The 20259-nt window shown below is 53.5% G+C and carries 11 protein-coding genes; 3 read left to right on the top strand and 8 right to left on the bottom strand.

The features are described 5' to 3' along the window. Window positions 1–38: 38 nt before the first annotated feature. Window positions 39–482 carry a DUF5018-related domain-containing protein gene (locus P2W70_RS10790; protein WP_276481464.1) on the top strand — a complete coding sequence of 148 codons (444 nt, stop codon included), beginning with the start codon at window positions 39–41 and terminating at the stop codon, window positions 480–482. A gap of 164 nt (window positions 483–646) precedes the next feature. Here the strand turns inward: P2W70_RS10790 and P2W70_RS10785 are convergent, their stop codons facing one another. Genes P2W70_RS10785 through P2W70_RS10765 form a run of 5 tightly spaced genes read right to left on the bottom strand, consistent with a single transcriptional unit; the run spans window position 647 to window position 11198 of the window. After that, window positions 647–1423, bottom strand: a complete 777-nt coding sequence (locus P2W70_RS10785; protein ID WP_276481463.1) for a hypothetical protein — start codon at window positions 1421–1423, stop codon at window positions 647–649. Next, window positions 1377–3203, bottom strand: a complete 1827-nt coding sequence (locus P2W70_RS10780; protein ID WP_276481462.1) for a glycoside hydrolase family 2 protein — start codon at window positions 3201–3203, stop codon at window positions 1377–1379. The genes P2W70_RS10785 and P2W70_RS10780 overlap by 47 nt, the downstream gene beginning before the upstream one ends. An 11-nt stretch (window positions 3204–3214) precedes the next feature. Next, window positions 3215–6460, bottom strand: a complete 3246-nt coding sequence (locus P2W70_RS10775) for a glycoside hydrolase family 2 TIM barrel-domain containing protein (protein ID WP_276481461.1) — start codon at window positions 6458–6460, stop codon at window positions 3215–3217. Beyond that, window positions 6457–9831, bottom strand: coding sequence for a DUF5107 domain-containing protein (locus tag P2W70_RS10770; RefSeq protein WP_276481460.1), 3375 nt, complete (start codon window positions 9829–9831; stop codon window positions 6457–6459). The genes P2W70_RS10775 and P2W70_RS10770 overlap by 4 nt, the downstream gene beginning before the upstream one ends. A gap of 23 nt (window positions 9832–9854) precedes the next feature. After that, entirely contained in the window at window positions 9855–11198 is a 1344-nt protein-coding gene (locus P2W70_RS10765; protein WP_276481459.1) for a sugar porter family MFS transporter, read from the bottom strand. A gap of 101 nt (window positions 11199–11299) precedes the next feature. Between P2W70_RS10765 and P2W70_RS10760 the strand changes: the two genes are divergently transcribed. Then, window positions 11300–12217 carry an AraC family transcriptional regulator gene (locus P2W70_RS10760; protein ID WP_276481458.1) on the top strand — a complete coding sequence of 306 codons (918 nt, stop codon included), beginning with the start codon at window positions 11300–11302 and terminating at the stop codon, window positions 12215–12217. 76 nt (window positions 12218–12293) lie between these two features. Here the strand turns inward: P2W70_RS10760 and P2W70_RS10755 are convergent, their stop codons facing one another. Both P2W70_RS10755 and P2W70_RS10750 read right to left on the bottom strand, forming a co-directional pair. Then, entirely contained in the window at window positions 12294–13961 is a 1668-nt protein-coding gene (locus P2W70_RS10755; RefSeq protein ID WP_276481457.1) for a RagB/SusD family nutrient uptake outer membrane protein, read from the bottom strand. 18 nt (window positions 13962–13979) lie between these two features. Beyond that, on the bottom strand, window positions 13980–17123 hold the full coding sequence (locus P2W70_RS10750) for a SusC/RagA family TonB-linked outer membrane protein (RefSeq protein ID WP_276481456.1): 3144 nt from the start codon (window positions 17121–17123) through the stop codon (window positions 13980–13982). 194 nt (window positions 17124–17317) lie between these two features. Between P2W70_RS10750 and P2W70_RS10745 the strand changes: the two genes are divergently transcribed. Next, window positions 17318–19519, top strand: a complete 2202-nt coding sequence (locus P2W70_RS10745) for an alpha-galactosidase (RefSeq protein ID WP_276481455.1) — start codon at window positions 17318–17320, stop codon at window positions 19517–19519. A 148-nt stretch (window positions 19520–19667) separates the two neighbouring features. Here P2W70_RS10745 and P2W70_RS10740 read toward each other — a convergent pair whose 3' ends face one another. Beyond that, a complete protein-coding gene (locus P2W70_RS10740) occupies window positions 19668–20219 on the bottom strand; it encodes a DUF5018-related domain-containing protein (protein WP_276481454.1) in 552 nt (183 codons plus the stop codon). Window positions 20220–20259 lie beyond the last annotated feature (40 nt).

The raw sequence follows: 20259 nt of genomic DNA, 5'->3' as shown, positions 1-20259 counted from the left end.
CATCTACCCCATTTACTCACAATGGAAAAACACATCGCATGAAACTCAATATAGTGGCAATCTTACTCGGCATCCTTTGTCTCAGCACCATTTCCTGCATGAAACCCCGTGTAAAGTTCGACGACTCGGTATGGGGTGATAACGCCACCATCACCGCAGCTGTACTATTCCGGTACACCGAAGTCACCAACAACCTGGGATATGGAGAGCCCGTTACCGGTTACCAGAACGTGGCCGTGGCCACCAAATCGAACACGATCGACAAGACCGGCTTTACCGTGAACATTGTCGCGGTGAAAGGCACCGACCTTTCGAAGATCGGCATCCGTTTTTCGCATTATGCCAAGCTCATCACCCCCCTCGATGGCGCACCGGCCGCCGGCATCATTGCAGATTTTACCAAAGGTAAATTTGTATACCAATTGACCTCGGCCGACGGTACCGTTCGTGACTGGACCGTGAATATTGCTGTAGAACCATAAACCCGACCCTTACCGCACCCTACGAAAAAAGCCTGGAATGGATCCAGGCTTTTTTCGTACTATCAGTAGGATTGATTGCCGCATCATATTTAATCCAACAGAAAAACGACAGACCATTTATTACTTAATTGGCGCCCGTTAGCGGGCCTTTTTAATCAGGGCATCTATTCTTTGATCAATTGCCAGATCCATTCTGCTGACACTTTCGTCTTTGGATCAAAATCTTTCGATTGCAGGTAGGTGACCAGGGTATTGTACAATTGACGAGCGACAGGACGGTTGACCTGATCCGTCAGCAGGTCGATGCCGGAGAACAACAACTTACCTTTTCCGACCTGTACTTCGAAAAGATTCGCCAGGTTTCTATTGGTCACAAAATTATCGATCACCCGTACAAGGATCGCTTCGTCGGGCAGGCTATCCACGGGTAAGCTCTTGCTTCGCTTAACCAGGTCCCACCACTGCCAGTCCGTATGATCGGCAGTAGGGAACTGTCGTAAAGCCGGGTGATCCGCCTTGATCAGCTGCCCCATCGTACCGGGCTGATCCGGGAAATGCACCGGGCTCCAGAACACAGGAACAAAGCGGCCTTCGACACCGGTCAGCGACTTCAGACCCGGTGACAACAGTACCGTTGCACCGTTTTGCAACGCATCGATGGCGGTACGATAAGAGTCTGTAACAATTAAGCCATTGGGGGCGGCCACCGGTGCTGCAGGATATACCCAGCAACTCCAACTATTGCGGTAGGGAGTACCACTAACGCCGACCTCCACTGCAACCCTGGTGGCCGATAATAGGGTATGCAACGGGAGGTTGATAGTACCTACCGGCAGGCAGTTGCTTACCGGGTAATCGGCCTTGTTAAAAGCACCTTTCCCGAGCAATGCTCCCTTATCGGTGCTGACCTTCCAATACACCCTGCAGCAATTGGAACCCATCAAATGTTTTTGTTTTTAACGCACGTTCTATTTCCTCTTTGTAGAGTAGTGTAGCCAGTTTGCCGGAAGCCCGTAAAAAATCACCTGCCATGCCCAACCGCCCTTTCTGCTCCAGGTCATTTTTAATGGCGATGAGGTTATGGGGAACAAGATTGCCCGTATAGCGGGAGATCTCCGAGAGGTCGGGATACACAGCATACTGGCCGACCTCGTGCGAGATCAGGGGAATACCCACCTTACCCGCCGCCTGGCTGAAGTCTTTGGAAAAATCCGGCGGCTGGCTATTGAAGACTCCTTGTCCCCTCACCCATCCATCTTTCGTCCACTGCGTCACCAACAGATCATCGGCAGGCTGCGGTACGCCCGAAATATCTTTTTGAAAAGTAAAAGAGGTGGTTGCATACAGGTGGCGCCTGTCTATGGTTTTTAACTCCTGTACGAGCGTATTGAGCAAGCTAAAGTCTCCCTCCAATTCATTCCCCATCGAAAAGAACATAAAAGAAGGGTGATTGCCATATTGCTGTACGATGCGGTAAGCCTCGCGCCGCAGAAAGGCAAACGCGGCCGTATCGGCGCCCACCTCCAGGTTCCAGTGTGGCAGTTCCACCTGCAGGTAAAACCCCGCTTCATCGGCCGCTTCAAACGCTGCACGTGGTGGACACCAGCTGTGAAACCGGAAGCTGTTCAACCCATACGATCTGGCAGTCAGATACAGGTCCCGCCACGCAGCCTTGCCGGTGGGCGGATAGCCCGTCAGTGGGAAAATGGCACATTCCAGGTTGCCACGGATAAACAGGCGGTTACCATTCAGGTACAGATCACGGTCCTGCACACGCAGGTCGCGGATACCAAATGAAGTGATCGCCGTATCACGCCTCTGGTTGGTCTCCAGAATGGAAACGAGGTGGTATACTGTTGGTTCGATGGCATCCCAAGGGGCAGCCTTTTTGTCGAAGTCGATGACTGCCTCCACCAAAGAACCCTGCAATGTCGTCACCACCGTGTGTTTCCAGCGGTGGCGCCCCTTCGCATCCGTCACATAACTGGTGATACGGCCAACCGGATGATTGGTTCCGTTGAGGGTGTACCTGATCTTTAACCGCCGTTCATTGACCAGCGGCTCTGTGAAAACATCTTCGAGGTACACCGGTGCTTTTGCCTGCAACGTGATCGGACCAAGTATACCATTCCATTTTACCTGTGTATGGTTGGTATAGGCATGGGCCATTTCATAGCTCCGCGGGTCTGGGTATTTTCGTTCATACACATTGATCCCGGGATATTGATTGCCATTGTCGATCAGGATGGTGAGCGTATGTTTACGCCCCGGAAGGAGTTTACCGGTAAGATCAAACCGGTGACCTGCCACCAGGCTTTCTCCCGTTTCGTCTACCCACACCCCATCGATGTTAACGCGCGACCGCCACAACACACGCTCCAGTTGCAGCAGGATCAATTTCCCCTGCCACCCGGCAGGAATACTTACCTCCCGCGTGTAATAGGCTTTGCCGACAAAACTGGTCTTCCTGCTCAGGTGCGCCAGCGACGCTATGTTGAGACGGGGCGTCCCGTTAAGTGGCTCGCCGATACCGGCATCATCCAGCGTACCGGGCAATTGGATCTTTTGTGGTAGTTGTCTTTCTCCCTCCAGTTTAACCGTCCACTGCCCTTGCAGGTCGAGCGTTTGCGCATTGGCGGATCCTGCATGGAGGCATAGGCACAACAATCCCAGCAGGGCAGTTTTTCCATACTGCCCTGCTGCATACTTTATTGATTCCATCTTATGTCGTATTATTCTTCTTCGACGATCACAAGGCTTTTGATGTCGATGGCACTATTGCCGTCAGCAATGATCTCCAGTTCTACTTTACCGTCATTGGTATCCTCCCGCATCAGCAGCACCTTGATCCACTTACCGCCTTTTTCGATAGCACCGGTGTTGATCTCCCGGTTGTCGAGCGTCACGATCGCACTGGCGGCCGCATTACCCGGGTTACCCAATTGCAGGTATATTGTTCCCTTTACGCCCCTCGGAGGTTCGATAGCGATCTTCATCTTTCTGCCACGCCATCCTTGTGCGGTTTCAGACCGCACGGCATTGGCGCCCGTTACTGTATACTTGTACTGCCGGCTATTCAGGAGCACGCTGTCGCTGCCCGCTTCCCAGGCACCGGGTTTGCCGGCCGAAGCCCGCGCCCCTGCCCTCACAAACAACGAAGCGTTGCCAAACCCATCCGGCAACAGGGTCACAGCCGCCGCCACGGGCGTTTTAGCGACCAGCAGCCGCAAAGGCGCTTCCGGCAGCCGGTAAGCCGGATCAAAGGCAGGACTGTTCATGTATTGCAACAAGCTGTAATAAAGTTGCTGCGCATAAGCGTTGTCTGGCTGCTGCAGGTTGTACCCGCACACGAGTAACTTGCCATTGCCCACTTTCGTTTCGAACAGCGTGCCGAGTTTTTTATTGATGTGAAAATCCGAGATTGGCTGCACCAGTGGCCGGAAATCGTGCGGCATGCCCTGCAGGTTGAAATAGCGGCCACCACCCGACACGGCATACCATTGCCAGTCGGTAAAATGGCGGGTAGGAAAATGGCGGAACGCCGCGCTGCTGTCAACAATATAAGATCCCAGTGTTTCATTGCTCTGGCCGGGAAAAAAGCTCGTCGACCAGAACAGGGGGGTAAAGTTGATCGGATGTGTCTGGGCGATCGTTCCCAGCTTATGGGCCAGCAGCAATACGCTGCCGCCTTTGTCCAGCACTGCCTGGGTGGCATCATTCCATTCCGCCGTCACCAGTACTTTACCGGCATCGATCTGCGCGTGCCGCGGCACCACATAGAACTGCCAGCTATTGCCGTAAGATCCATCAGCCAAGCGTAGCCGGAAGGTATACACCGCAGCTTTGGCCGGGAATGCGCTGCCAGGCAGCTCGACCTTTCCCACCTCCGTGACCACACCCTGTGGAAACGCCTGTACGGCCGCTTTACCGCTTTTCAGCACCACCCCCTGTTCGTCTGCCACTTCCCACACCAGCGGCTTCCGGATATCATCCTGGTAATTGTTGGCAATCGCCAGCCCGATGTGGATCGTATCGCTGGTGGTATAGGTAAAACTATTGGTACGTATCAGCGGCACTACCGCATTGGCATACTCGCGTACCTTTTTAGGTACCGCTATACCTTTATCACCCCAGAACGCATCGAGCCAGCCCACCAGCGCCTCACCCTGCCCCTGGTAGTCCTGCATACTGAGCAGTTGGTACCCGGCACTGGACGGTGCCAGTTGAATATTTTCGATCAGGTTCTTGTACAGCAGTGTTTGCAGCGCGCCGCTTGCTGCATGGAATTGGCGGTCCTGCTTTTCCAGGCCACGGATGGCAGCGGTATCCCTGAACAATTGCAGGTTGCGCGCTTTCAACACCCCGGTATATTTATCGATCTCCTTCCATTCGGGGTACACGGGAAACTGGCCCACCTCATGCGCGATGATCGGCAGGGTGGCCCGGCTGTAGTTCTTCTCCAGCCCGGCATCCGTCTTGTTCAAACTGAGCCCGTAGGTGCCCCCTACATTCGGAATATTGTGGGTGACACTGTAATCATCCACGCCGGTGATCTTGCGGGCGGTAGACACGGCATACAAGCGGCGGGGATCATATTTCTTTGCTTTATCGATCCATTGCGCCATGACATCAAAGTCGGAATTGCCCAGCTCATTGCCGATGCAGAACATCATGAAGGAAGGATGGTTGCCGTAAGCATCCAGTATCCTTTTCATCTCCGCCTGCACAAACGCATCTGCGCTGGGATTTTTACCGAGCCCTTCCGGATGACCCTTGGTATCCATCTCGGGACGGTCTTCCGGCGCCGTGGTCATCCACCAGTCTATCCAGATTATTTCAGCCTGGATATAGATGCCCAATTTATCGGCAGCGGCAAATGCCGCTTCGGGCGGACACCAGGAGTGAAACCGTACGGTATTCAAACCATAGTCCTTGTATTTTTTGAAGATCGCTTCCCAATCCTCCTGCTTACAGGAAGGATAACCCGTCAGCGGAAAATGCACGCAATCGAGGTTGCCGCGCAGGTAAGTTACTTTGTCGTTGACGAGTACCTTGTGCGTATTCGTGGATACCTTACGGAACCCGGTTGTTTCGGTCCAGGTAGACACTTCATTCCCCTGGCGGGCCTGTACAGTAACCGTATACAAAGCAGGATTGAATTCGTTCCAGGTTTTGATACCCGGGATATCTTTCATCACCACATCGATCGCCTGGTTGCCGGATAAAGTGGCCTGCTGTTGTGTCATCTGCTTTACCAGTTTTCCCGTTAGCTTTTCCCGCAGCGTGATGTCCAGCGCACAACTGGCAGCAGCCGGCAGTACATTGCGCAAAGACAGTTTCAGGGCCAGTTGCCTGGCCGCTGCATCCGGATAAAGCGCCACACCGGTAATGGCCACAGGCGGTTGCTTACGCAGCTCCAGTCGTCCTACTATGCCGTTCCAGATGCTTTGGGTATACTCTGTATAGCCATGTCCTTTGTCGCCGATGTTGTGGATCAGCTCGTTGTTGACACAGATGGTGAGCGTATGCCGGCCCGGTGTCAATACACCCAGGTTGTGCAGGTGTGGTACATACAAAGGAGATTGGGCCGATACTTCCTTTCCATCGACATAGACCTTGCTTTCCCACAGCACCCGCTCCAGGAACAAGGTCACTGCCCTGTTTTTCCAGCTTGCCGGAATGGTGATGGTGCGTTGGTACCAGGCTGGTCCAACATATTTATACGCCCGGGTGAGGATACCATAATCCGACCCGGATGTCTTGGTGCCCAGGTGGGCTTCATCGGTCGTGCCCGGCAATTGAATGGATTGGTTAAATGTCTTCAGCGACCAGTTTTCGCGGTACCCTGCGCTATCGGGATCGAGGGCCACCGTCCACTTTCCCGCGAGGGAAAGCACTTGTTGTGCGAACCCGGCGGTGCTTTGCAAGACAATAGCCGATAAAAGGCAGGCAACGTATTTCAATAGGGCTTTTTTCATTGCTTAGTGCTTTCAGTTCCTTGTTTGATTGCTTTGGCCAGGTTGATCAGCGACCGGTTGATCAGGGGCGCATTTTTATGCAGTCCGGTATGGCTGCCATCCAGGTCCATCGCCGCGTTGTAATGGGACATGGCTTCTTCGGCCTTCCCCAACCCCGCATAGCCGAGGTATAGCAGGTAGTGGCAATGTACTTTGTTCCTTTTGTCGGCATCATCTTCAAAGATCATGAAGTCGGGCAACGACACGGCAAAATAATGTATGCTGACTGTATCATCGATATGCTCCTGTGCATACTGTAACAGGTCGCGGAATTTTTTCCTGGCTTCACCGGCGCGTTGCAATCTATACAGTGCAAGTCCCTGGTAAAAGATCGCATCGGGTGGCGTATCGTTGTAATAGATGGCATCGGTGGGCGCAAGGTGGCCTTTTGCGGCAGCCTCCCAACACCCGCGTGCCTGGAGGGCGTCACCCAACAGGTCGTAACAGACACCTTTCAGGTAATGCAGTTCCTGTTCCGGCGTATTGGGCAGTTTGCCTTCTCCCAGGTTATCGGGATAGGTCGATGCTTCCTCCAGGTATTGCAACGCTTCAGCGGCCTGGCCGGCATTCAGGGCTGTTTTTGCCAGCGCCGTCCGGGTAAAAAGATATTGACCCGTCACTTTACCCTCTCCCCCTTCCCAGGGATGAAAGGTCCTTTTCTTTAGCCATGCATCGGCCGCCGCATGGTCGCCCGTGATATTGAGCAGGGTAATATACTCCAGCAACAGGTCATCACGTTGTGGCAGCAGCGCAGTATGCCGGTCGAGCAGCGCTTTCCGTTTCTTAACGGGGTAATTCTGTTTCTTATACAATTGGTCCAGCTCAAACAGGATACGCGCATCCTGCTCATTCAGCGCAAAGGCTTTTTCCATGGCGGCCAGCGGCCCAAACGTTTCTCCGCCTTTGTTGTACCAGGCAATGCTCAGGTTACGGTACACGGTGGGGAATGCATCATAGATCTTAACCGACCGCTCCCAGCAACCGATCGCCTCCTGGTATTGCTGCTTATCATACCACAGGTTGCCCAGGTAATACGGTGCTTTGTGGTCACGGGGCTGCCGGTCTGTTACAAATTGCAACACGGCGATATCTTCGAGCCGGTTGGGAAATACATACGCCGGGTCTTTTTGGTATCCTTGTTCCAGGTATTGCGTGGCTGCCTCGTCATCGCCGCTACCGCAGCTCCAATAACCCAGGTAGTAATTGAACAGCGGATCTTTCGTTCCTCCTTCACAGAGCAACATAAACCGTATGGCATCCCCGTAAGCTCCACAGTTGGCGTAATCCATGGCCAGGTCGATATAAGAAACGGGATTGTTCCGCATACCGCGCACCAGTTGTTGGCGGTAGGTGGTTGCCTGCCCGGCATCACCGATCCCTTCCGCACAAAGCACGAGCTCATACAGTGTATTGAAGGCAAAGGCATCATGACAAAGCGTTTCACCCGCATAGCGGATCGCCTCTCCGAGCCTGCCCGTATGGCGCAGGGCGATCACTTTCAGGTGTCTCGCCTGGTAGTTGTATACGTTCCGCGCCAGCGACCGGTCTGCCAGGTCCAAAGTCTCCTGCCAGTTTCCCTGTACAGCCTCGAGTTGGGCCAGCTTCAGGTAGGCATTCTCCTGGCATTGGGCATCCCAGGCCGATTTATAGAACCAGTTACAGGCTTCTTTCATCTTCCGCTGGTAGTACAGGCTTAGCCCCAGGTTATACACTGGCTCTGCATCGTAGGGGTTGGGATTGTACTGCAAGAGGCTGTCCACTGCCTGCTGAAAATACGTTTCCGCTTTCGCAAAGCGGCCCCGGCGCAGGTACCAAAGCCCCAGCGCATTGTTGTTGCGGATATCCGTCCGGTCGCGGCGCAATGCTTCCTGGTAATAAGCTACCGGGTTATAGGTAGCATGGCGGTATTGCTCCAGGTGCAGCCCTGCCATGTACAAGGCCTCCGTACTCTTCAGCACTTCCGGGGCAAGCATGGGCGTTGCCGGGCTGGGCACGGGCGTTTGCTTATCTGCCACCACGGGGGTATAAGAAACCAATACCCGGCCCCCGCCGTCTGTCACGGAAACGGTCAAGTGCTGCGGAAGCACTTCCTGCTGCAAACTGAGCTGGTGCCGGAAAGCGGCCAGCGGCGACAGCACGACCTGTTCGGTATATACTTCCTGCCCTTTATGGTGTAGGGAGATAGTGACTAACTTATTGTGCTCTGTAACGTACACACATAGGGATGCCCGTTGCCCTTCCAGCTCCAGGTTTACCAGCGCTTCTTTGGTGGCGTTCTTCACATATCCGATCTCTTTATAAGGCAGAAAGTATTGCTGAAAGGAAATTTCCTGCCCCGGCATGATCCAGGAAAAATCGGGCTGGTTATCGGTATACATACCCGTCATGATCTCCACATAGGGGCCATCCTCATCGGTCAGTTGCTTGTCCCACGCGCGGCCAAAGGCGCCATGGCCCCAGGTCCACTGCTTTTTACCCGGCGATACATGGTGGTTGGCAACATGCAGGATACCGGCTTTTCGCCGGTGATGATAGCCGCCCACAAAATCGAAGTTAGAAGCCACCGCCATGAAAGAAGTAGGTACGGGAATGTTCTTGTACCAGGAGATATCGGTACCGGGTGCATAATCCGTTTTATAGTAAGTACCCTTCGCAATCGGGAAAGAGGACACATCTCTTTTACCATGGTCATACACCGCGGTCACATCGGGAGGAAAGACCGACTGGTAATCATTATCGACCGCCACGGCGGGATTGGCCCACCACAAAAAAGTTTGTGGCAAAGCGGTACGGTTGTGCAGCTTGCCCGTGATCTCCAGGTAAGCCTTACCGGGATACAACCGGAAACCAGCCATGCCCTTGGTATGGAACATCTTTTCCACTTCACTCACCCACACCGTGGCGCTGCCATCGGCATGTTCTTCTATACTGAAATCGATCGGATCGAAAGTACTGGGCCGATGGTGCTGCGGCCAGTTGAATTCAATACCACCCGAGATCCAGGGACCTGCCAGCCCCACCAGGGCCGGTTTGATGACCCGGTTGTGGTACACGAAATGATAATCGTTGGTCTTATCATAGGCCATCTGGATCCGTCCGCCCAGTTCGGGCAGTATCATGATCTTCAGGTATTCATTTTCGATGAACACGGCCTGGTATTCCTTATCGTATTTTTCATCATATACCTGGTCGATCACGGCATGCGGATATACTTTACCGCTGCTGCCCTGGTACACACGTTTTTCAAAGAACATCGGATTAGGATCGGGTTTGCCTGTCTTGTAGGTAGGAATGATCACTTTCTCTTCCCAGGCGCTCACTTGTTTGCTCATATCGCTGTTACTTATTGGGATACTTAATGGGATACGGGGAGGTTGTCGATCTCTTCCAGTGATTTACCCTTGGTTTCCCGTACCGCCCGCCATACGAGCAGGAAACCCAGCGCACATACACCGGCATATAGATAGAAAGTATTTTCCTTGAAGGTCTCGAAGAGCACGGGAAAGGTAAATACGAGGGTAAAATAAGCGAGCCAAAGGAACATGCCGGCCACTGTGATAGCCTGCACCCGCACTTTGCCCGGAAATATTTCCGCCATCAATACCCAGGTGACCGGCGCCAGCGACAGTGCATACACACCGATGGCCGACAGCAACAACCACGACACCGAAGGAGATTGCTGCTGCAGCAGCCAGGCGATCAGCAGGTACAGTACACATAACCCGCCCGCGCCTGCCAGCATGAGCGGCTTCCGCCCCAGGCGGTCTACCAGCAGGATCGCCAGTACGGTAAACAGAAAATTCACCGCGCCGATCAACACCGTCTGAAAGAGCTGGTCGTCGGGCGAAGCGCCCATACTTTTAAAGATCAGCGGCGTATAATTGAACACGGTATTGATGCCGCAAAATTGCTGAAATACCGCCAGGGCAATGCCGGTCAGTACCGCCGGCAGATACAATCGGTTCAACAGTTCCCGGTAGCGTACCTTTTTATCCGACCTGCCTGGTTGCCCGACATCGGTGATCGTAGACTGCGCATACGCCGCGCCCCCGATCTTGCTTAAGATAGCTTTTGCAGCGTCGGTCCTGCCTTTTTTGATCAACCAACGGGGACTTTCCGGCAGCCAGAGCAATCCGCCAAAGAAAAGCGCAGCGGGCGCTACGCCCAGGCCAAACATCCAGCGCCAGGCATCATCCCCCTGGTTGCGAAGACTATAGTTGATAAGGTTCGTAAAAAAAATACCCAGTACGATCGTGAGTTGGTTGATGGCGATCAACCTGCCCCGGTACACCGGAGGCGCCAGTTCGGCAATGTAGAGCGGCGACAACATAGAAGCCATGCCCACTGCCACACCCGCCAGGCCCCTGGCTGCGATGAAAACATCCCGCCCCGGCGCCAATGCCATGGCCAGCGACGAGAGGCCAAACAGGCATGCGGCAGTCAGCAGAGCGGGCTTGCGACCGAAGCGGTTGGAAAGATCCCCGGCGACCAGGCAGCCGAGGATGGCGCCCAATGCCAACACCCCTGTCACAAAGCCTTCCCAATATGCATCGAGTCCAAACTGCTTTTGCAAAAAGGGCAGACCACCGGCGATCACCGCAAAGTCGAATCCAAACAAGTAACCGCCCAGCGCCGCGATAAAGCAGATGCCGGTAATATAGGTCGCATTGAAAGCCGTTCTGGTAGTCCCTGTATGCATGAAAAATTTATTGATGGCTGTGTCAGGCAAATTTCCCGTTAAGGGTTTGTTACTGCAATGTAAATTACCCGGAAAAAGATGGATTTTTATACTTTTGGGCCATGCGCTTCCATATGAACGAAAAGGTCACGAAAAAGAGAGATGGCTTCGACGGGCAGAAGGCCATTGGCATTCCGCGTAATGTATTACAACAAACCTGCTCCAACCACCCCTTCCTGTCGGGCCTCCACATTACCGACATCGGCTATTACCCGAAAGCTAAATTCCATTACCGCAAAAGAGCGCATGGCGCCGATGAGCACATCCTCATCTATTGCGTGCGGGGATCAGGAATGGCGACGGTCAACAAGGTGCCCTGCAAGATCAGCGCCGGTGGCTTTTTCGTGGTGCCGAAGTCAACAGATCATACCTACCAGGCCGACGAGAACGATCCGTGGACTATCTATTGGGTGCATTTCAACGGCTCCAATGCCCCCTCACTGGTCAACTACTTACAGCAGCGACTGAATGGTTATACCGACGTACTGCATTACTCCGAAAAGCGCATCGACCTGTTCGATTCCATTTACCATTGCCTGGAAAGAGGCTACAGTGCCAAGAACATGGTATACGCCAATATGTGCTTCTCCCATTTCCTGGTATCCTTCATGCACCCGGAAAATATCGACCACCAGAATACCCGGTACGAAGAAGATGTGGTCGACAAAGCGATCACCATCATGACCGAAAGCATCCGTTCGGTTTGCAACCTCAGCGATATTGCAGCCCGGCTGAATGTTTCTTCTTCCCACCTCTCCTTTCTCTTCCGCCAAAAGACAGGTTATCCACCCATGGAGTACATGAATCACCTGAAAGTGCAGAAAGCCTGCCAGTACTTGTTACTGACCACCAAACGCATTCACGAGATCGCCGAGGAAATAGGCATAGAAGACGCCTATTATTTCTCGAGGTTCTTCAAACGGCAAATGGGCATGTCGCCCAGGGCCTATCGCGATAAAAAGCGATTGAAGGTGGAATAGCATAACCCGCTTGCTAACGGGCCATACCATAAAAAAAGCTCCCCGGCCGGGCCGGGGAGCATACACAGTATAACGATCAATAACCAGGATTCTGTTTTCCTTTGAGCTGTTTGTTCTGATCGATCACTCCCTGCGGTATCGCAAACAGGTAGTGCTTCGACTTATCGAACTTCCGGTTGCCGCCAGTTGCAGCCACCACTTCATACACCAGTGAGCCATCGTTCTTTTTGGTGATCTTCATGCCGTGCAGCGGCTGGTTGAGGTTGACCTCGGCGGTCTTCCACCGGATAAGGTCCCAGTAACGTTTATCTTCCAGCGCCAGCTCTACCCTTCTTTCGCGACGGATAGCAGTGCGCATCTGGTCTTTCGACAGGCCGGCGGGCAGGTCGTCGATATTACCCCGCTTCCGGATCCGGTTGATCGCCTGGTATACGGAGGCATCGGGCCCGGCCGCTTCGTTCTGCGCTTCTGCATAATTGAGCAGCACTTCAGCAAACCGGAAGAGCGAGTAATTCTGGTAGCTGGTGTAGCCATCCCAGTTGGCAGCACCCAACACGAGCGATTTGTCGTCGAGCCGCTTGCGCATGTAATAACCGGTCTGCGTAGCATCGTCCTTATCGGTAAGGTCGATGTAGTTCGGGCTACCCGTGCGCATATACATCGTATCGTTATAGAACCAGGAAGCGTCGTACACAATGGATTCGTAGAACCTTTGCTCCCTGTTCTTGTAAGGCTGCTGCGGATCGTAACCGGAGGTAGGATCGGTGATCGGTTTTCCATTGTCCATCGCATAGTCATCTACCAGCTCCTGGGTGGGGTTCACACCTCCCCAACTGGTTTCAGCACCGTTCTTGGTAAACGTGGGCCCCACGGTACCGTCGAGCGCCGAACCTTTACCGTAACCCGGTGGTGCATACTCCACATAGAGAATAGATTCTTTACTGCTATTGCCTTTTGCCAGGAAGAAGCCGGCATAGGAAGGATGCAGGTCATATACACTGCCCAGCTCATCGATGATCTTTTTGTTACTGGCGGCTGCATCGGCATATTTTCCGCCAAACAATTCGCACCAGCCTTTGAGCGCCATAGCAGCGCCTTTACCGATCCGGCCCGAAGAAGGCGTTTGCAGCAGGTCTGCATAGATAGCGGCACATTCGTCGGAGATGAACTTAAGGGTCTCCTCCGAGCTGTTGCGCGGCTTGAAAATATCCTCTCCCTGTGTTTGCCGGTCGAGGGGCTCCGTAATAAGGGGCACACCGCCATAATACATCCAGATGAGGTGATAGTAATAAGCACGGAGAAAACGGGCTTCCGCCACGCGGGGTTTCTTATACGTATCGGGCAGATCGGATGCAGCAACCTTGCTGATGAAGATATTGCACTTCCTGATCAGGGCATAGTTCGTGCTCCAATCGAAGGTGCCGATATCACCCAGGGGCGATACGGCCGGCGCCTGCAGGCCCTGCTGGATCACCGTTCTCGAGCTGGGCCAGGCAAAACCGCAAATGGAATTGTCGGACCAGTTCTCCAGTGGATCGTACCAATTGTTGCCATCGGGCAGTGCGCGGTAAATATCGTTCAGGAACAGGTCCGATGCGCCGGGATCGGTCCATACGTTGGCATCTGAAAACAGGTCGCGCGGCTGCACATCCAGCGCCTCGTCTTTCTGGCAGGAAGTCACCGACAGCAGCACCAGCAACGCTGTACAGATCTTAAGGAGTCTTCTATTGTTATTCGCTGACATAGCAATATGAAAGTTGAATTATAAAGTAATATTGAGACCAACCGTGATCACCGATTGTTGCGGGTAATAGTTGCCGTTGGCGGAACTGATCTCCGGATCGAAATCCTTGATATCCTTGCTCCAGGTGGCAATGTTCTGACCGGAGAGGTAGATCCTCGCCTGTTGGATATGCACCACCGACATCCACGACTGGGGCAGGGAGTAACCGATCTCGGCCGATTTGAGGCGGAGGTAATTGCCACTCCTGATCCACCAGGAAGAGGTTTGTGTATTGTTGCTTGTAGGCACCGGCATTACACGGGGATAGCGGGCATTGGGGTTCTCCGGCGTCCAGTAGTCGAGCGTTGCGGCCAGGGCCGAACCTGAATTGAAGAAAGGCCAGGCAGCCTGCCCGTTGATGTAGAAGTTCCGCTTCGCGGCACCCTGGAACAGCAGGTTGAGGTCAAAGCCTTTATAAGATACCGTGGGCGAAAACCCGTAAATGATGATGGGCGTTGCCGGATTACCGATAGGCTTCAGGTCATCGGGCGTGATCTTATTGTCACCGTTCACGTCTTCGTATTTGATATCACCGGGACGAAGCGTACCAAACTGTGCAACGGGATATTCGCTGGCATTGATGGTACCATCGCCATTCTTATCGTCCGTTACCTGGAAAAGCCCCAGGGCATGGTAGCCAAACTGCGTTCCGAGCGCACGGCCCGTGATCCGCCGGTTGGGATTGTTGAGCGTAGCCGCGCCTTCAAATACCTGTTCCAGTTTGTTCTTCGCATAGGTGAAGTTAAAAGAGAGCCCTACATGAAGGTCTTTGTTGACATTGTATTTTGAACCGGCATTGAACTCAAATCCACGATTGCTCATTTTCGCTGCGTTCTCCTGGGCGATGCCGATACCATATTCGGCCGGCACGAGCACCTGGGGAGATACGAGCATGTTGTTGCGCTTCTCGGTGAAATAGTCGGCTTCGATGAAGAACAATCCTTTGAGCACGGACAGCTCAAAACCGATATTCGTTTTCTTAGCTGTTTCCCAGGTGATGTTGACATTGGGCTCCACCGATTCTCTCAGTCCCTGGTTCTGCACGCCACCTAAAATAGCGCTGGCGCCATACAGCGCATAGGCACTAAGGTATTGGAATGCGCCGCCCGAAGGCAAGGCACCGCTTTCGCCATAAGATCCCCTGATCTTCAGGTTATCGATCCACGAGGCGTTGTTCTTGATAAACGATTCTTCCGACAGGCGCCAGCCGGCTGACACGGCGGGGAAGAAATGATAACGTTTGCCGGGCGCAAAAGCATAATGCCCGTCGTACCGGCCGGATGCTTCCAGGAGGTATTTACCATCATATGCATACGTGATACGGCCGATCAGGCCTCTTTGTTTCGCTTCGCTGGAGAAACCTGAGTTTGAAATGTCGGCGGCGTTGGAACTACCGTTGCTCAACTCAGGAATGCTCACCCCGAAGTTTGTACGCGCAGCTCCCATAGAGGTGGCTTTGGAATTGCGTGCTTCGAAGACCAGCGTACCGCCGATATCGCTTTTACCAAACCGGTTGTTGTAGGTAAGGTAACCCTGGTACGTAAAGGCCTGTCTTTGCAGAAAGGACACCGAATAGGTCGGCTTAGCCGGGCCATCTTTTCCCGCTTCGGGGTAAGTATAAGGCGTTGTGCTGGTATTGACCGTATAATAAGGAATGGGGGTAGCCCAGGTCTTGGTGGTACCGCCATCGCCATCGTTGTAGTCATAGCTGAACACGACTTTGGCCGTCAGTCCTTTTACAGGAAGCTCCTGCTCCAGTGACAACTGCGTAAGCAGTACCTGGCCCAATGTGTTGGTGTAACCGCTCTTGAAGATATTACCATAGGCAGAACGGCCGATGTAAGAACCCCACAAGCCGTTGGAGAAAGTGAGCGGCGCAGTAGGGGGCGTGCGGTACAACTGGTCGAAGATGGAACCGGCACTTACCGCAGGGTAGCGCTTGTCTTCTACGCGACCGTTGAGGCTCATCGCAAATTTCGTACTGTTGGTCACCCGGGCCTCGAGGTTGGTGGTCAGGTTATAACGCTTGAAGCTGGTTGTACCCCACATGCCTTGCTGGCTGAGGTAGCCCAGTGCGCCGAAGTATTTGATCTTGTCTGATCCGCCGGAAACCGACAGGTTGTGCCCCGTCATGGAGGCGTCTTTATTGATCAGTTCGTTCAGCACGTCGTGGTTGGGGTACGCATCCGGGTCAGAACCATCGCGGTACTTTTGAATTTGCGCATCGGTGTACACGGGGTTTTGCCCGGCATTCTTATTGGCGGCATTACGCAAGGTCACATATTCATAGGCGTCTACCATATCGGGCAGCCGCGTAGGGTTCTGCAGACCGTAATAGCCACTATAGGTCAATACGGGTTTGCCCGCATTACCTTTTTTCGTGGTCACCAGGATCACTCCATTGGCGCCTGCCACGCCGTAAGGCGCCACGGCAGCCGCATCTTTGAGGATAGAGATGTTGGCAATGCTGGAAGGGTCCAGCTGGCTGAAGCTGCGGGGTACACCATCTACGATCACCAGCGGAGCAGCACTACCTGTAGTACCGATACCCCTGATCAGCAGCGAAGCACCATCAAAGCCCGGCTCACCGCTGTTCTGCCGGAAGATGACACCGGGTACACGGCCGCCAATGGCATTGGTCAGGTTGGCCACCGGGACCGAAGCGATCTGCGAACCCGCGATCGTAGATACAGATGCCGTTACGGAGGTCTTCTTTTGCGTGCCATAGGCCACGACCACCACTTCACCCAGGTCCTGCTGTTTCAGCGTCAGTTGAACCGCAATATTGACGGTAGACGCAGTGAAAGCAAATTCCTTCGGTGCATAATTGGCATGGGTAATGACGAGGATACCAGCTTTAGACGGTACCTCGATGGTAAAGTCGCCGGTTTCGGAGGTAAGGGCGACAACAGTAGAACCCTTGAGAGCGACGGTGGCTGCGGGCAGCCCGTTGCCCTTTTCATCGAGCACTTTTCCGCTCAGGGATGCATTGTTTTGTGAAAAAGCAGATTGCAGTAATAGCAGGAATAAGCAGGAAAGTAACTGCATCTTTCCCCCTCTTCGAAAATGCCGGCAGCCTTCGTTCATCAGGCTACGGTTCGCTACAGTCAGGAGCTTCAACATGGCAGGTGTTTTGATTTACGATTAAGAATCATCCTAAAGGTAGCAGGCCGGTAAGGCGCAGTGAATGGACAGAATCCGTAATAAAATGGACTTTTATATGATTGTATCTTATCCCGGGAGGCGCGCAAAGGCCGGTTGAGCTGCGCAAACCATTGCGCAAATGCACTACCTTTCTATTACTTACTTTTCAGCTCATGAAATATGTAGTAACCCTGTTGCCGGCTTTGATGGCTGCAATGATCACCACCACCTGTGTGTGTCAATTGCCGCCACGCACAATTGTACAGGATGCCACCCAACGTACAGACTGGCTGGTTTCGCCAGTTAAGCAGCAGGCCAACATTCAACCATCAACCGACGGTAAAGAAATATACCTGAACAACGGACTCGTGAAGCGCAGCTTCCGCATCAGTCCCACTGTAGCCTGCTTCGACTACACCAACCTGCGCAACGGGCAACAATTGCTGCGGGCCCTGCAACCCGAGGCCAAACTGATCATCGACGGAATAGAATATAGTATCGGAGGACTCCAGGGCCAGCGGGAGAAAGCTTACCTCACCATGACGGCCATCGATAGCCTGGCGCCGGCCTCCAGTAATTTTGTCTATGAGCGCTACGAGATCAGCAGCCTCGCGCCCCTGCTCGATTGGCACTACCAGGGCTGGATGCGCAACAAGCGACAAGCGAGCGGCAAAACAATTGGCTTCCGTTACCGGGCAGCAGCCGCCGCACTGACCGGCCTCGTCGTCATGGTGTATTATGATCTATACGATGGATTGCCACTGATCAGCAAGCGACTTTCGCTGCATTATGAAGGCAGCCGCCCGCTTAAGCTCGATCGCGTGGTGCATGAAGTGCTGGGCCTGGTTGAAGAAGAAAGCGCCGTGGTGGGCAGCCCACAACAAATGAAGACACCGCAGGGCATCTACCTCGAGACCAATTTCGCGTACAATAACTCGATGCGCTATACACTCAGTGATCAAACGACCCATTGGAAACCCGATAGCAGCTATACCAGCCAGGTCAACTATAATTACCAGACTCCCTGCCTGCTCGAGATCTACCCCGAACGTTCGCCCGGCATCGTATTGCAAAAAGGCGACAGCTTCCAGTCAGTGCGCACCTTCGAACTGCTGCAGGATAGCTACGACCGCCAGCGACGCGGTATGGCCATCCAGCGCCTATACAGCACCATTGCTCCCTGGACGACCGCCAACCCCATCTTCATGCACCTCGTGAGCCGCAACGATGAGCAGGTACGCACCGCCATCGACCAATGCGTAGCCACAGGGTATGAAGCCGTGATCCTGAGCTTTGGCAGCCACATCAACATGGAGGATACCTCCGCCAGTAATATCCGGCATTGGAAAGCATTGTCGGAGTATGCGCACCAGCGCGGCATCAAGATAGGCGGCTACTCGCTGTTCAGTTCAAGACGCATCAGCGATGCCGACGATGTGATCGACCCGAAGACCGGTAAACCGGGCGGCGCCTTCTTTGGCAATGCCCCTTGCTTTGGCAGTCCCCGGGGATTGGCCTACAGCAGCAAGATCAAATACTTCTTTGCGCAAACGGGGTTCGACATCTGGGAGAACGATGGCCCCTACCCCGGCGACGTATGCGCTTCGACCACCCATCCCGGCCACCAGGGCCTGGACGATAGCCAGTGGCGGCAAATGGCCATTCAAAAAGACCTTTACCATTGGCTCAATGCGCGGGGGGTGTACATCAATGCACCCGACTGGTACCTGCTCGACGGCACGCACAAGATCAGCATCGGTTACCGCGAGGTCAACTTTTCGTTGCCACGGGATAACCAGAAAATACTGAACCGGCAAAACATTTATGATGGCACCTGGGATATGAGTCCCTCCATGGGCTGGGGTTTTGTGCCCCTCACCCGCTACCAGGGCGGTGGGCCTGAAGCTATCCTGGAACCGCTGTCGGAACATTTGAAAGACTATGAACAATTGATGATGCAATATTATGGAGCTGGCGTGCAGGCCTGTTATCGTGGCCCGAGGCTGTATGATACGGAGGCCACCCGTGCGGTGGTCGCCCGCGTGATCAGCTGGTACAAACAATACCGGGATATCCTGAACGCTCCGCTCGTGCACCTGCGCCGGGCCGATGGCCGTGATTGGGATGGCTGGCTACACGTAGATCCGTTGCTGAAAACAAATGGCCTGCTGATGCTTTTCAACCCCACCAGCGAACCCATTACCCGCACGATCGAAGTACCCCTGTATTATGCCGGCGCAACAGACCGGGTCGTGGTACGCGAAAAGGGATCGAAAGCGCAGACGCTGGCCGTAAACAGGAACTATAGCATGAAGATGACGGTCACGCTGCCGGCCAATGGCTGGTCATGGTGGACGTTGGAAAAAGTACGATAACCAGAATTCCCCTGCCAACATTATCTTCGCGGCTGGGCCAATAAAAAGAGCCTGTATCCAACGGTCGATACAGGCTCTTGCTTTTACACAGATAACGGTCTAATGAAATAATGGTCGGGTCGGAGGTACGGTCGGTTAAAAAGTTTGGTTAGAATCCCTTCACCGTGCGCAGCACATAATCCTGGTAAGTACCATCCGCAGCGGTTACCCGGTACACCTGGTCCTGGGTAAAGTCTCCGGGTTTACCCAGTTGAGGGGCTTTGCCCTGCGGTGTTAGCTTAGCTACATCCGAGATGGTGACATACACCCATAAATTACTGAGCTGTTCGGTCTGGATCCTTTTTACAAATTCATTGTACAATTGCTGCGTGGTGACCGAACCAGTCGGGCCGGCCTTCATCACCGAGCTTAGGCTGTGTTTGATGGTGGTAGAAAACCCCTTCATCCCATTGACTTCGATGGCAGTGGTGGTCTTCGAGAACACCACTTCGCAGACACGGTCCAGCTGGATCTCCTGTTGGGGTGTCCCTTTCTGGATGGTATCGTTGTACAAAAAGCGATAGGTATAGTTGACCGCTGTCAGCGCTTTGTCGGACGAGTTTTTCAACCCTTCGTAGCCGTTCTTTAGGCAGCCGGTCAGCGACAGGGCAGCAAGGGCCAGCAACAGCTTACCCATATTTCGTTTTATCAGTGTTTTCATTGCTTCAATTGTTTAAACGTATAATATCAAATTCAACCGG

Origin of the sequence: Paraflavitalea pollutisoli (genome assembly GCF_029360705.1) — a bacterium.
GTDB lineage: Bacteria > Bacteroidota > Bacteroidia > Chitinophagales > Chitinophagaceae > Paraflavitalea > Paraflavitalea pollutisoli.
This window is presented reverse-complemented; position numbering and strand designations above follow the sequence as displayed.

What these genes read in the sequence shown, in the direction of transcription:
- P2W70_RS10740 (WP_276481454.1), bottom strand. Translation starts at nt 20,219, where the DNA reads ATGAAAACACTGATAAAACGAAATATGGGTAAGCTGTTGCTGGCCCTT.
- P2W70_RS10790 (WP_276481464.1), top strand. Translation starts at nt 39, where the DNA reads ATGAAACTCAATATAGTGGCAATCTTACTCGGCATCCTTTGTCTCAGC.
- P2W70_RS10785 (WP_276481463.1), bottom strand. Translation starts at nt 1,423, where the DNA reads ATGGGTTCCAATTGCTGCAGGGTGTATTGGAAGGTCAGCACCGATAAG.
- P2W70_RS10775 (WP_276481461.1), bottom strand. Translation starts at nt 6,460, where the DNA reads ATGAAAAAAGCCCTATTGAAATACGTTGCCTGCCTTTTATCGGCTATT.
- P2W70_RS10750 (WP_276481456.1), bottom strand. Translation starts at nt 17,123, where the DNA reads ATGTTGAAGCTCCTGACTGTAGCGAACCGTAGCCTGATGAACGAAGGC.
- P2W70_RS10770 (WP_276481460.1), bottom strand. Translation starts at nt 9,831, where the DNA reads ATGAGCAAACAAGTGAGCGCCTGGGAAGAGAAAGTGATCATTCCTACC.
- P2W70_RS10745 (WP_276481455.1), top strand. Translation starts at nt 17,318, where the DNA reads ATGAAATATGTAGTAACCCTGTTGCCGGCTTTGATGGCTGCAATGATC.
- P2W70_RS10760 (WP_276481458.1), top strand. Translation starts at nt 11,300, where the DNA reads ATGCGCTTCCATATGAACGAAAAGGTCACGAAAAAGAGAGATGGCTTC.
- P2W70_RS10780 (WP_276481462.1), bottom strand. Translation starts at nt 3,203, where the DNA reads ATGGAATCAATAAAGTATGCAGCAGGGCAGTATGGAAAAACTGCCCTG.
- P2W70_RS10765 (WP_276481459.1), bottom strand. Translation starts at nt 11,198, where the DNA reads ATGCATACAGGGACTACCAGAACGGCTTTCAATGCGACCTATATTACC.
- P2W70_RS10755 (WP_276481457.1), bottom strand. Translation starts at nt 13,961, where the DNA reads ATGTCAGCGAATAACAATAGAAGACTCCTTAAGATCTGTACAGCGTTG.